Below are 13,210 nucleotides of genomic sequence, written 5' to 3'. Positions count from 1 at the left end.
AGCAAATAGTAATATCATTAGATTTACGTCAAGTCATACTACACGTTCTTATTGTATAAAACTCGTTATACCCTACTATAACTTTATAAATTCCTTCCAGCATTTTATCCACTGTAGCCTCACCTGAATCTATTCTTAGACAAGTTATCCTTGAAATTTTTTCCTTCGATGAAACTATTATTATATTATCTTTTCCCGTCCTTCTAAGTATTTCTGGGCCTATTTCTTGGTTTCCCCTTCCAATCAAAAATCCCTGTCCACCGATCGGGGTTAAAACTATTTTTAACTCCCCGATTAATTGTAATAATTCCATATAATTTACCCCGCTCTTTAGCAACTTTTTACCTAGGAATAGGTCTGTACTTAGGAAATTTGTAAAATAACCTAATTTCTCCTCTATAGCCTTTACGGTACTGCCTGGGCCCATAATATAAAAAATAGAGTCTTTCATATTATCTATAACGTACTCAGCTATTTCGTCTAATTCATAAGAAGGTGAAATTACCTCTTCCTTACTGCTAACTAGAAGTCCTTCGAAATTTATAGTTTTAGTTATATAGTACAATTTAATCTTGTAAATGCCTTTTCTGTAAGAATCTTCATCAATATCCATAACTTCTGAATTTACAATTTTTGCCATGCCTTTCACATATGCACTAACGAGCATTCCTGCAGTTTCAGGATTTGCTGCGAAAACTCCGCTATGCATCTTTACTCCTGCGGGCACTCCTAATATGGGAATTTTAGATTGTGTACCTTCTACTACATCTCTTGCAGTACCGTCTCCCCCTACGAAGACAATCAGGTTTGTAAGGTCAGATAGCATTCTTGCGGAAGTTACTGTGTCTTCCCTAGTTGAGTTTTCTTTTCCAGAATTTATTGTAGTGTATTTTCTACCGAATTTCCTTAGAAAGTATTCACCCATTTTAAATCTTGGAGATATAAATTCTATATCATTCTTAACGACATCCAAAAATCTCTTAACTCTGCTTTCTATTTCAGGATTTTCTATGCGAAGATCGTCGCTTCCCTTGTAGCCTATTCTTCCTCCTGAGCCTGCATAGGGGTTAACTATTAATCCAACTTTCAAATAAGAACAGCCCCACTTTGTAAGCTAAATAGAGGTCTTTAGGTAAAATGAAAGCTATTAAATCATTATTTTCACAAGTTTTACAAGAATTTTTAATTTCTTCTAATAATTCTTTCATTCCAAATTCTTCAGTTTTTGGAGGTAGTTCCACTTTGTTATTTAAAAATATTGAAATTAGTACGCTATCTGCTCCTAATTTTATTATTTTATCTCTTAACTCTATAACTTTTTGTTTTTCTATTATTTTACTTCCATCTTTAACCATTATCATACTACAATTCCAGTTTACTGACTTTAGTTCAGCTTCTCCAATTTTTATTATAGAATTCCATTCTTGTAATGCCTTTTTACATTCTTCCGTGATTTCTGCTCCACCTACTTTATCGACTTTTATTGCCCCTACTTCTTTTAATCTTCTCAGCAATGTTCTTACGGTCGCATCGCCTAAATTCAATCTTTTTTCTAAAGTTGGTCTTCCGATTGGTTGTTCATTCTGGATGATTAGCAATGCGTGAATGACGTGAGCTTCATTGTATTTAGGTTTATTACCTTGTTTAGGTTTTGTGGTTTCAGTGATTATCGTTAGGATATCCATATTTATAATTTTAAAGATATACTTTAAAATCATGCTAAAAGGAAATAGTCTTCTTTGCTTGTTGGATTTCGAAAAACAAGATATTCAAAGAATGATGGATGTATCGTTTTTGATGAAGGATTTTGTGAAAACTAACTCTGTTCCTAAATCTCTTGAAGGTAAAAGAGTTGCATTAATTTTTGAAAAACCGAGCACTAGGACTAGAGTTAGCATGGAATCAGCAGTATATATGCTTGGAGGATATCCAATAGTTCTTAATAAGAGTGATATTCAACTAAGTAGAGGAGAACCAGTAGAAGATACTGCTAGGGTGCTGAGCAGGTTTGTTCACGGTATCGGTGCAAGAGTATTATCTCATGATTCTTTAATAAAAATAAGGGATTATTCGAGCCTTCCAGTGATAAACTTGCTCAGTAACCTTTCTCATCCACTTCAAGCTTTAGCCGATTTTATGACTGTTAAAGAAAGATTTGGTACTTATGAGAAGCCTATTGCTTTTGTGGGAGATGGAGGAGATAATGTTTTGGTTAGCCTTATGGCGTTTGTTGCTAAAATGGGTTTAGAATTAAGGGTTGCATCTCCTAGAGAATTTAAACCGAAGCCTGAAATATGGAAAAGAATAGAGGAGGAAAGCGAGCGTTCAGGTGCAGTAATAGAGTTCTATGACGATCCTTATTTTGCAGTTAGAGGTAGTTTTGTTGTTTATACAGATGTTTGGGTTAGTATGGGTGAAGAGAATATAGCCAATAAAAAGAGAGAACTTCTGAAAAATTACAGAGTAACTACAGATTTAATGCGTTATGCGTCTAAGGATGCTATTTTTATGCACTGCTTACCTGCAATGAGGGGAGAAGAAGTAGATGCTGAGGTTATAGATGGCAAACAAAGTGCTGTATGGGATGAGGCTGAGAATAGGTTATATACAGCTATGTCTGTTCTTTCTTTAATTATTTAAAGAATTGATCTATAGTTTTTTGTTTTATAAGTCTTTTTATTGAATTAAGGCTACTAATATCTACCTTCTTTGCGTTTAATCTCTGATTTACAAAATAAATTGCTTTTTCAAGGGTGTCAAATTTGCTTATTCTATTCTCCATTGCTTTCCTTACAGTTTCTCTTATGTGCCAATTACCTAAGGGAGCGAAATATTCGTTAGTTATTTCTCTTACTATGACTATTCCTGAGGATCTTCTTATTTTCTCTAAGTGTTCAAGCACTGCTAATCTTGCTGCCATGTAGCCTCCGTCCATTGTTGAGTACTCTCCCCAGTAATTTTCTGTTAATTCTGAGATCGTGAGTTCGCTAGCCCATAAAGATAGAGGGTGCCATATTTCTATCCAGGTTACTTGATACGCTGAAGGGTACAGAATTATGTGAAAATAGTTTCCTAAATATTTTTGATAATATACTTCAACTGTATCTATTTCTGGATAATCTCTTATTTGTTGTAACACGTTTTTACCTATTATGGAATCTACTGCAGTTATTGCCCATCTTGTGGGTATAAGTTTTCTATTCTTTTTTACTCCTAGTAGACCCAGAGACAATGCGTTAATTATAGTATAAACGTCCTGAGTTTCCTGATAAAGTTTAACTACTGCATCTTCAGCTTTTGCATCATCAAAAATTAATTTATTCAAAGTTTTATTAAGTCTGGGGTTCTCAACTACTTCCAAGTTTTGTGCTTTAGCCGAAGGTCCTCTTGGCATTACATATCCGTCGAACCTCAGTTTAGGTAAAATAGTTCCATCTATTTTTGACTGTGATTGTACAGGTTTTTCTGAGACTGCAGCTAATGATAATTCTTTCTCGTATAATTTCCATACATCTTCAACTTTTACCTCGATATTGTTGGAAAGTAATGATGTCCGGTAATTTATTATATCATATATAGACGCCTTACCCCACCAACCTTTAGGATCTTCATAAGTTTTTGCTTCATCTCCGTAAATATCTGGAGGTATGTTGAAAGATATACTCACTTTTGGATAATTTTTCTCTCCTATTACTATGCTTGGAGGTGTAGATCCTTGAATTTCATTCTTATTATATACTTTGTTCATTACACCTATTGTTGATCTAAATCTCTCTAAAATAGGACAACTACGTAAACCGCAGAGGAGCTTATTTCCTTTACACTTTACGCAAAGTTCTGCAGGTATTGTTCTCAAATTCTCCTCTCAATATACCATTGTAAAATCTTGAATTTAGCTGTTATTGATAATCCTATGCCTACTGGTTTTACTTTACCTTTCCTTATATTCTCAAGAATTTCATCTATGTTAAATTCATTTAAATCAATTTCATTATACGCAGAACCTATGCTTTCTTTCACATGTGAGTCGCTATTCGCTAAACCGGGGAGTTTAAGTTCTTTTGCGGCGTCTGTAGCTTTATCGTTTGCGGATTTAGGTGCTTTTGAATTGAAAATTTCTATTGCGTCAAATTTATATTCAAAAACCTTATTTCCTATTCCTTTCCTAAAAATATCGAAAGGATGAGAAGGGAAAACTATACAAGAGTTTTCCTTTGAGTAGTCAACTAAAGAGGAGATATCTTTAGGGGGATTTGGAGGGAAGTTACAGAGGATAACTACATGACCGAATTGTGTTGTGACTTCTTCTCCAGGAATTACTAGTTCCTCTTTTACTTTTTCATAACCTCTGCTTGTATCGTGATCCGTTATTGCAATATATAGCCCTTTCTTTTTAGCATATTTTACGAGATTAATAGGATCTTCTTTACCGTCACTATAATTTGTGTGAGCATGAAAATCGAATTTCATATGTAACCTAACTCTTTCATTACTTCCACTGTTAAGATTGTAATTCCTGCTGCTCCTCTCACTAGGTTGTCTCCAAGCACTACCATTCTGAGTACATTATTTTCTACGCTTATTCTACCTACTGATACTGCCATACCGTTTTCTATCTTCAAGTCTATTTCTGGTTGTGGTCTACTTTCATCGTTGTTTACGATTATCGGTTTTTTAGGTGCAGTAGGTAAGTTTTTCTCTTGTGGTAACGATTTGAAATTTCTTAGTTCATTCTTTATCTCATCCACGCTTATCTTATCCGTGTCATCTAGTAATACGTTTATAATGCCCATATGACCTACTTTTATTGGAACTCTTATTGATGTTATTCTTGCATTTATGTTAGCATTACTTATTTGTCCGTCTTGAATTCTTCCTAACATTTTTCCTATCTCTTTAGGTATTTTTTCTTCTTCTCCTTTTATGTAAGGGATAATATTATTATATGTAGACATGAAAGATAGACCGTTATAACCTGCTCCGCTTACTGCTTGTAAAGTTGTCATAATTATTTTTCTTTGTGTTATTAATTCCGTTATAGGTTTTAATGGTAGAGACATTATTGATGCAGTGCAGTTTGGGTTTTTTACTAATAATCCTTTCCAACTTCTTTTACTTTGCTGAGTCTTAAGTAACTCTAAGTGTTGCCAATTTATTTCTGGATTAATTAGAGGAATTTCCGGATCCATCCTATAAGGGCTGGCATTGGAAACGACTATTTTGCCTGCTCTAACTAGTTTAAGTTCAATGTCCTCTGCAAGCTCGTTAGGAAGTGCAGAAAGTACTACGTCTACATCTTTGTGATCTTCAGGTTCTGTTGATACTAATTTCATATCTTTTACGCTTTCTGGAATCTCTCCTTCAATCCATTTTACTGACTCTTCATATCTTTTACCTATTTTGGACGGTGATGCGCTTATCTTGGTTAGTTCTATGAAAGGATGGCTTGCTAGCATTTTAACCATTTTTTGTCCTACCATTCCTGTAGATCCTAATAGGGATACTTTCAATTTGTCCATTTTAACACAACCTCATGCAAATTCTTAGCTAAGTTATATCCTTCTTCCTTTTTAACTATAAAAGTAGCACTTACGTTTTTCAGTCCTCTTGACATTGAAAGTATGTCGTATTGTAGGGCTACGTTTTCTACTTCCTTAAATATTTCATTATTTCTAAGTCCGCAACCTATTATACTTACTGCGCTTACATTCTTAATTTCTATATTATCAATATCTGAAATTTCTTTCAATTTTCTTGCAAGAATTTCTGCGTCACTCGAATTTACAACAATACTTATTGTCGTTTCTGATGCAGGTTGTGAAATCGATATAATGTTTACATTAGACTCCTTAGCTTCAGCCATTACTCTTGCTGCAGACCCTATCTTTCCTACTATCCTAGTGCTTTCAATATTTATCATTTTTAAGTTATCGAGTACGGTAACTCCCTTTAACTTATCTTCTTCTTCACAAAAACCGCTTACAACTGTTTCTCCTTCTTCGTATAACCCTTCAATGCTGACTTTCATATTTGAAGAAAACATTGGTTCAAAAGTCCTTGGATGAAGTCTTTTTGCTCCCATTTGAGCTAGTTCTACAGCCTCCTCTAATGATAACCTCTTAATAGTTTTTGCTCCTTCTATTTTTCTAGGATCTGCAGTCATTATTCCAGGAACTTCAGTTATTAGCCTTACATTTTCTGCATTTAGTAGCTTTCCAATTAAAGTTGCAGTATAATCACTACCTCCTCTACCTATTGTAGTGGATCTTTCATCTATAGTTTTGCCTATAAATCCAGGCAATATTAGTATTTTATTCTTTTTAGTTAGAACTTTTTCGTTAATTTCCTTTAAAGTGAGATCTTCTAAGACGTTTGCTTCTCCGAAATTATTATCGGTAATTAATGGCGGTTCAGGATATGCTAAAGAGTCTAATTTTCTAGATCTTAATGCAGCATTTAAGACTACAGTTGACATTCTTTCTCCAAAGGATAGAATGTAATCCTTAACCCTTGGAGTGATCTCGTCTAAAACTTTTATTGACCAAGCTATTTTGAATAGTTCGTCCGCCATTTTAGAAAGGTCTTTAAAAGCTATTTCGAATTCTGGTCCATTTGATACTTTTGATAAAATTTTGATATATTTATCATAAATATTTCCTATTATTTCTGTAGAATTTTCCCTATTTTCTGTAGCAGAAATTAAATCATTGGTTATTCCCTTCAATGCTGATGTAATTATGAGTACTTTATCCTCTTTATCAGAGTATTTTTCTATTTTTTCAGCTATAAGTTCGTAATCCTTCTCATCTTTTTGTATAGATCCTCCTATCTTAATTATTATCATTTGCCTCACCTAAAACTATATTTTCTATATGTTCTGGATTAATTAGAATTCTTCTAGCATCTAGTTTTAGCATAGCGTCTGGATCTTTTAATGCGTGACCAGTTAAGATTAGAACGTTCTTTTGATCCTTATCTACTATCCCTTCTCTTATCACTTTCTCATATCCTGCTAATGCAGCAGCTGATGCAGGTTCTGCTCCTATTCCTTCAATTCTTGCAAGCCTCTTTTGTGCATCAGCAATTTCTTGGTCAGATACTGATAATGCAGTCCCCTTTGAGTTCTTTATTGCCTTTATTGCTTTTTTCCAATTTACTGGTTTGCCTATTCTAATAGCGGTAGCAATAGTCTCTGGATTTTCGAAGAATTCTGGTTCATTAAGTCCTTTTTCTATTGCCTTAGCTATTGGTGCCGCTCCCTCTGCTTGAACCCCTATCATTCTTGGTATTTTTGAAATAACTCCAGATTCTTGGAGTTCTGTAAATCCTTTCCAGATAGCATATATGTTTCCTGCATTACCTACAGGAACTATTACATTATCTGGTTCTCCTATTTCTTCCGCAATTTCATATGCAATAGTTTTTTGTCCTTCTAATCTCCAAGGATTGAAAGAATTAAGTGGGTAAACTATTCCGAGGTCTTTATATAATCTCATTACTGAAGTCATTGCTACGTCAAAACTTCCGTTTACTTCCAATATAGTTGCTCCGTATAATATTGATTGAGCAAGTTTACCTAATGCAACTTTACCTTTAGGCAAAACTAAATATATTTTTAATCCTGCTCTTGATGCGTAAGCCGCTGCGGAAGCTGCAGTATTTCCTGTGGATGCAGCTGCTACTACTTTATATCCAGTATTCACTGCAGAACTTACTGCTACTGTCATTCCTCTATCTTTGAAACTTCCTGTAGGATTCGCCCCTTCAAATTTATAAAATGTGTTGTTGTATACTTTTGAATGTATTAACGGAGTGTTTCCTTCACTTATACTTACTACCTTAGAGTAATTTCCAGGAATAGCGTCTTTATACCTCCAAACACCTCTTCCTCTAAGGTTAGAGAAGGAGAAGTCTTTTAATTTAACTTTAATTTCTAAAATTCCTCCGCATTTAGGACAAGTTATTATTTTTTGATTAATTTCAGTCTCATATCCGCATTCTAAGCATTTCATGTAGCCTTCTAACTTGTTTCCAACCTTTTGTCACCAGCCGATTAAGCTGAATTAAATATAAAAATATAAGCTTTGTGCAAAATGAATGTTATAAAATATGGCGTTTGAAGATCTGCGAGGTTATATAAATTTTATGCTTAAGAGAGATAAAATTGTACAAGTTAATGATGAAGTTGATGTGAATTTAGAGATTGCGGAGTTAAGCAGGAGGGCTACTTACGCTCATTTACCCCCACTTTTATTTAATAATGTTAAAAATTATAGTGAATGGAAAGTAATTACCAATATTTTCTATTCTATTGATTCGATAAGGGAGATTTTAGGTACAGGCAATTTGGAGGATATAGGTAAAAATTTTATGAATGAATTTCAAGGAATTCCGTTATCTTTGTTAGATAAAATAAAATCTCTTCCAAATTTTTTAAAGTTGGGAAAAATTATGCCCAAATCTGGTAAACCAAAGTTTAAGGAGAAAGAAATAGGGTTAGAAGATTTTCCTGCATTAAAAACTTGGCCTAAGGATGCTGGAAGATTTTTCACTTTCTCATTGATAGTAACCAAAGACCCGGAAACTGATGTTCATAACGTCAGTGTTTACAGAATTCAAATATTGAATAATAAGGAAGCATTAATGCATTGGCAAGCGTTCAAAAGGGGTTCTTTAACTGCGGTAAAGTATAAGGAGAAGGGAATTACTAAAATTCCAGTTGCAATTGTTAATGGAGTAGATCCAGTAATAGCTTTTACTGCGGCATCTCCTGTTCCTCCAGGCATTGATAAGTATCTTTTTTCAGGCATTTTAAGAGGGGAAGGTGTAGAATTATATAGATTGAATAACGATATTTTAGTACCTTCATCGGCGGAGTCTGTAATTGAAGGTTATGTAGATCTAGATGATTTAAGGCCAGAAGGACCTTTTGGTGATCATTTAGGTTATTATACTTCAGTGGATTATTATCCTACATTTAAGGTTGAAAGAGTTTATCTTAGGGATAGTCCCATATTTCACGCAACTTCAGTTGGTAAGCCTCCTCTCGAAGATGCATGGATAGGTAAAGCTGTAGAGCGAATATTCTTGCCCTTTATAAAAATGGTCATTCCTGAACTGGTTGATATGAATTTGCCAGAATACGGCCTTTTTACAAGTATAGGAATTTTCTCAATAAGAAAGACTTTCCCTGGACAAGCTAAGAGGGCAATGATGTCCATATGGGGTAATGGTCAGTTAAGTTTCCTTAAATTTATTATAATAGTTGATGCTGACATTGATGTTCACGATATAAACCAAGTAATGTATGCAATATCTACTACCGTAGATCCCGTAAGAGACGTTCTAGTTATTCCTTATGCGATGAACGATTCTTTAGATCACACGTCTCCCCATCCTCCTTTAGGTAGTAAGATAGGTATAGATGCTACTAGAAAGTTTAGGGAAGAGCTTGGAAGAGATTGGCCAGAAGAGGTAAAGAGTGATGAGGCTGTCGTTAAAAAGATAGAACCAATATGGAATAAAATTATAGGGAAATATCTTCCCTCAAAGTGACATCATCTTGTTTGTAAATTATTGATACTTCTGCTACATCTGTGGAGACTAATTGAATTTCCAATTTATCTTGTATCTCTTTATTTATTTCTATGTAATCTGTTATAGTTTTTAACGCAGTTTTTTCATCTACAGTAGTTACTGTTACCTTGTATTTTACTAGTATTTCTCTGATAAAAAGTGATTTTCCGCTTTTATTTTGTAATATAAGCTTTTCTCCACATATTTTAGCCTCAAAAAGCCTCATTTTATAATCTCACTATCTTGAGTATTATATGGCTCTTTATTTAATTTAAGTTAAAGCTAAAGATCTAAATCAACATGGCAAAGATGGAAGAATTCATAAAGGGATGGAATGGAAAGCAGGAAGCAAGTATTGCAGACAAGATTAAGGGTGCATTCAAGACTAAGGAGCCGTTAAGATATAAGCTAATAATGGCCCAATACAGATTAAGGACTACATTAAGCAGATTGGATGTTTACATTTCTAAGATGCAGGAGAGAGATAGGACATTATTTGAGAGAGTTGTTGACGCGCAAATGAATAAGGATGAAGCTAGAGCGGCTATGTATGCTAATGAGATAGCGGAAATAAGGAAGGTATCAAAACAACTTATAACTACTCAAATAGCCTTAGAGCAAGTAGAGCTTAGATTGGAGACTGTTACAGAACTTGGAGATGTATTCACTAACTTAGTTCCTGTAGTAGGTGTAATAAAGGAGCTTAGAGAATCGATGAAAGGTATGATGCCAGAATTAGGCCTAGAATTAGAGGAAATAGAGGAAGGCTTACAAGAAGTTGTAATAGATGCAGGAGACTTCACTGGAGGCAATATAGACTACGTAGCAAGCAACCCAGAAGCTAAGAAGATATTACAGGAGGCATCCGTAATAGCAGAGCAAAGAATGAAGGAAAACTTCCCAGAATTACCCTCAATGGTTACTACTGCTCAAAAGACTGCACCTACACAGAAATAATTTTTATGTTTATTACCTTTTTTGTTAGTTTAAATAATCTAAGTAACTTTTTAAGGTATTAAGTGTATAAATTATTTGGTGATAAATTATTGTCGAGGCTCTTCTAAAAGATGCAATTCTCGATATTACAAAACTTAGAAAAGATATGATAGAACTCGCTGGTGGCAAGGGGGCTAATTTAGGTGAACTAGTAAGTTTTGATATAAGAGTTCCACCCGGTTTTGTTATAACATCTAAAGCTTATTCTTATTTTGTTTCGTATAATAATTTACAATCAAAGATTAAGTCCATTTTGGAGGAAAAAGATTCCGCAACTGCTAGTGAGGAAATTAAAAAATTAATAATTTCCTCTCAAATTCCTCCAGACCTTGAGAACGCAATTCTTTCTTATTATGACGAATTAGTAAAGAAAGTGGGCAAAGAAGTTTTAGTAGCAGTTAGGTCTTCTGCTACGGCAGAAGATATGGAGAACGCAAGCTTTGCTGGTCAACAAGATACTTATCTTAATGTAAGTAGGAACGAACTCATTCAAAAGGTAAAAGAAGTTTGGGCAAGTTTATTCAATGATAGAGCTATCGAATATAGGAAAGTTAAGGGAATAGATTCTTCAACTGTCGAAATGGCAGTAATTGTCCAAAAAATGGTTAATTCTAGATCTGCCGGAGTAATGTTTACTTTACATCCTTCAACTGGAGATACTAGGTACATTGTTATAGAATCCTCTTGGGGATTAGGAGAGGCAGTAGTGGGAGGCAAAGTAACTCCAGATGAAATAGTTGTGGATAAATCTACGTTAAAAATAGTCGAAACAAGAGTATCTCATAAGATTTTAAAGTTCATATATAATCCTCAAAAGAAGGAAAATGAGGAGATCGATTTAAGCAATTCTCCAGACGCTGATAAAATAAGTATTTCTGACGATGAGGCTATAGAATTAGCTAAGTTAGCTCTTAAGATTGAAGAGCATTATAAGAGACCTATGGATATAGAGTGGGCTATTGATGCTGATCTTAAATTCCCAGATAACGTGTTCATAGTTCAAGCAAGGGCTGAGACTTTCTGGAGCGCTAAGAAAGAGGTTAAGGAGGAAAAGGAAGTAACGTCTGTTGAGAACAGGAAAGTCTTAGTTAGGGGTCTTGCAGCAAGTCCTGGCATAGCTAGCGGTACTGCTAGGGTTATTCTTGATGTAAAAGAATCAGATAATTTCAAGAAAGGTGATATACTGATTACTAGAATGACCGATCCAGACTGGGTACCTGTAATGAAAATCGCTTCAGCGATAGTAACTGACGAAGGAGGAATAACAAGCCATGCTGCAATCGTTTCTAGAGAACTAGGAATTCCAGCTATAGTAGGCACTAAGGAAGGTACTAAGGTAATAAGAGATGGCCAGGAAATAACAGTTGATGCTACTAGAGGAATTGTTTATGAGGGAAGAATTGTTGAAGAAGTAGAAGAACAAAAGCCTCAAGTTACTCAAGGCGTAAGTGGTATAAGTAGAGATACTCTAATGAGCTTATACCCAATTACTGCTACAAAGATTTACATGAACTTAGGCCAACCAGATATAATCGAGAAATACGTTGATCTACCTTTTGACGGTATAGGTTTAATGAGAATAGAATTCATAGTCTCTGAATGGATTAAATATCATCCTCTTTACCTTATAAAAATAGGTAAGCCAGAAGAGTTTGTAGATAAGTTAGCAGACGGAGTTTCAAGGGTTGCTACTGCAATTTATCCTAGGCCAGTTGTAGTTAGGTTCTCGGATTTCAAGACTAATGAATATAGGAGACTTATAGGTGGAGAAGAATTTGAGCCAGAAGAAAGGAATCCAATGTTGGGATGGAGGGGAGTATCCAGATATGTTAGTCCTCAATATGAGCCTGCATTTAGATTGGAAGTTAAAGCAATAAGGAAAGTTAGAGAAGAAATGGGCTTAAAGAACGTTTGGGTAATGTTCCCGTTCGTTAGAACAGAATGGGAACTCAAGAAAGCATTAAAAATAATGGAGGACGAAGGGTTACAGAGATCTAAAGACTTTAAAGTCTGGATAATGGCCGAAGTTCCATCAGTAATCGTACTGGCTGACGTATTTGCTAAGATTGTTGATGGATTTAGTATAGGTAGTAATGATTTAGCTCAATTAACTCTCGGAGTTGATAGGGATTCAGAAATTCTCGGAAGAATGGGATATTATGATGAGAGAGACCCAGCAGTATTGCGCTCAATGAAGAAATTAATAAGAATAGCTCACAAGCATGGCGCTACAGTCTCTATATGTGGCCAAGCTCCCAGCGTTTATCCAGAAGTTGCTGAGTTCCTAGTTAGATCAGGCATTGACAGCATAAGCGTAAATCCAGATGCAGTAATATCTACTAGGAGAAGTGTTGCGAGTATAGAGCAAAAGATTATGCTCGAGAAGTTGAGGAAATAGTAGAAGTTACTTTATTTTTATTATAACATTCTTTGCATATTCTTCTTGAGCCGTCAAAATAAGCTGTGCACTCATCACATACTAACCTTCCGCATATTTCACAATATCCTAGGGACAAGTGCTTATGGCACATTTGGCATAAACTAATTTCACATACTTTACAAATTCCTTTTTCTTTTACATAATCTTCTTCACAGACCTTTCTCCCACAAAGTTTGCAAGCGTATTTAACTTCTTTTT

General features: G+C 34.8%; 12 protein-coding genes. 4 read left to right on the top strand and 8 right to left on the bottom strand.

Annotated elements, in window-relative coordinates; all coding sequences use genetic code 11:
• Positions 1-28: 28 nt before the first annotated feature.
• Positions 29-1,090, bottom strand: a complete 1,062-nt coding sequence (locus HS5_RS14000) for an ATP-NAD kinase family protein (protein WP_236751971.1) — start codon at positions 1,088-1,090, stop codon at positions 29-31.
• Entirely contained in the window at positions 1,068-1,685 is a 618-nt protein-coding gene (locus tag HS5_RS13995; protein WP_236751970.1) for a DUF4443 domain-containing protein, read from the bottom strand. The genes HS5_RS14000 and HS5_RS13995 overlap by 23 nt, the downstream gene beginning before the upstream one ends.
• A gap of 31 nt (positions 1,686-1,716) precedes the next feature.
• Here HS5_RS13995 and argF point away from each other — a divergent pair, with 31 nt between their 5' ends.
• Positions 1,717-2,640: an ornithine carbamoyltransferase gene (argF, locus tag HS5_RS13990; protein WP_236751969.1), complete on the top strand. Its 924-nt coding sequence runs from the start codon at positions 1,717-1,719 to the stop codon at positions 2,638-2,640.
• Here the strand turns inward: argF and HS5_RS13985 are convergent.
• Genes HS5_RS13985 through thrC form a run of 5 tightly spaced genes read right to left on the bottom strand, consistent with a single transcriptional unit; the run spans position 2,633 to position 8,012 of the window.
• The gene (locus HS5_RS13985; protein ID WP_236751968.1) at positions 2,633-3,856 is read right to left on the bottom strand and encodes an Nre family DNA repair protein; all 1,224 of its coding nucleotides are present in this window, start codon (positions 3,854-3,856) and stop codon (positions 2,633-2,635) included. The two genes, argF and HS5_RS13985, sit on opposite strands and share 8 nt — an antisense overlap.
• Positions 3,853-4,470: a PHP domain-containing protein gene (locus HS5_RS13980; protein ID WP_236751967.1), complete on the bottom strand. Its 618-nt coding sequence runs from the start codon at positions 4,468-4,470 to the stop codon at positions 3,853-3,855. The genes HS5_RS13985 and HS5_RS13980 overlap by 4 nt, the downstream gene beginning before the upstream one ends.
• On the bottom strand, positions 4,467-5,519 hold the full coding sequence (gene asd / locus HS5_RS13975) for an aspartate-semialdehyde dehydrogenase (protein ID WP_236751966.1): 1,053 nt from the start codon (positions 5,517-5,519) through the stop codon (positions 4,467-4,469). The genes HS5_RS13980 and asd overlap by 4 nt, the downstream gene beginning before the upstream one ends.
• Positions 5,507-6,844, bottom strand: a complete 1,338-nt coding sequence (locus tag HS5_RS13970) for an aspartate kinase (RefSeq protein ID WP_236751965.1) — start codon at positions 6,842-6,844, stop codon at positions 5,507-5,509. Before HS5_RS13970 ends, asd begins: the two co-directional genes overlap by 13 nt.
• Entirely contained in the window at positions 6,831-8,012 is a 1,182-nt protein-coding gene (thrC, locus tag HS5_RS13965) for a threonine synthase (RefSeq protein WP_236751964.1), read from the bottom strand. Before thrC ends, HS5_RS13970 begins: the two co-directional genes overlap by 14 nt.
• Before the next feature lie 97 nt (positions 8,013-8,109).
• Between thrC and HS5_RS13960 the strand changes: the two genes are divergently transcribed.
• Positions 8,110-9,555: a UbiD family decarboxylase gene (locus tag HS5_RS13960; RefSeq protein WP_236751963.1), complete on the top strand. Its 1,446-nt coding sequence runs from the start codon at positions 8,110-8,112 to the stop codon at positions 9,553-9,555.
• On the opposite strand, the gene HS5_RS13955 is transcribed toward HS5_RS13960, so the two are convergent.
• Complete coding sequence (locus HS5_RS13955; RefSeq protein WP_236751962.1) at positions 9,527-9,802, bottom strand: hypothetical protein; 276 nt, start codon at positions 9,800-9,802, stop codon at positions 9,527-9,529. The genes HS5_RS13960 and HS5_RS13955 overlap by 29 nt on opposite strands.
• Before the next feature lie 68 nt (positions 9,803-9,870).
• Between HS5_RS13955 and cdvB1/B2 the strand changes: the two genes are divergently transcribed.
• On the top strand, positions 9,871-10,533 hold the full coding sequence (gene cdvB1/B2, locus HS5_RS13950) for a cell division protein CdvB1/B2 (RefSeq protein ID WP_236753601.1): 663 nt from the start codon (positions 9,871-9,873) through the stop codon (positions 10,531-10,533).
• An 85-nt stretch (positions 10,534-10,618) separates the two neighbouring features.
• Positions 10,619-12,970, top strand: coding sequence for a pyruvate, water dikinase (gene ppsA / locus HS5_RS13945; protein WP_256445594.1), 2,352 nt, complete (start codon positions 10,619-10,621; stop codon positions 12,968-12,970).
• The last annotated feature ends 240 nt before the right edge of the window (positions 12,971-13,210 follow it).

The organism is Acidianus sp. HS-5, assembly GCF_021655615.1.
In the GTDB taxonomy this organism is placed as follows: domain Archaea; phylum Thermoproteota; class Thermoprotei_A; order Sulfolobales; family Sulfolobaceae; genus Acidianus.
This window is presented reverse-complemented; position numbering and strand designations above follow the sequence as displayed.

Coding starts and splice junctions, on each gene's coding strand:
- HS5_RS13995 (WP_236751970.1), bottom strand. CDS start 1,685: ATGGATATCCTAACGATAATCACTGAAACCACAAAACCTAAACAAGGT.
- argF (WP_236751969.1), top strand. CDS start 1,717: ATGCTAAAAGGAAATAGTCTTCTTTGCTTGTTGGATTTCGAAAAACAA.
- HS5_RS13980 (WP_236751967.1), bottom strand. CDS start 4,470: ATGAAATTCGATTTTCATGCTCACACAAATTATAGTGACGGTAAAGAA.
- asd (WP_236751966.1), bottom strand. CDS start 5,519: ATGGACAAATTGAAAGTATCCCTATTAGGATCTACAGGAATGGTAGGA.
- HS5_RS13970 (WP_236751965.1), bottom strand. CDS start 6,844: ATGATAATAATTAAGATAGGAGGATCTATACAAAAAGATGAGAAGGAT.
- thrC (WP_236751964.1), bottom strand. CDS start 8,012: ATGAAATGCTTAGAATGCGGATATGAGACTGAAATTAATCAAAAAATA.
- HS5_RS13960 (WP_236751963.1), top strand. CDS start 8,110: ATGGCGTTTGAAGATCTGCGAGGTTATATAAATTTTATGCTTAAGAGA.
- HS5_RS13955 (WP_236751962.1), bottom strand. CDS start 9,802: ATGAGGCTTTTTGAGGCTAAAATATGTGGAGAAAAGCTTATATTACAA.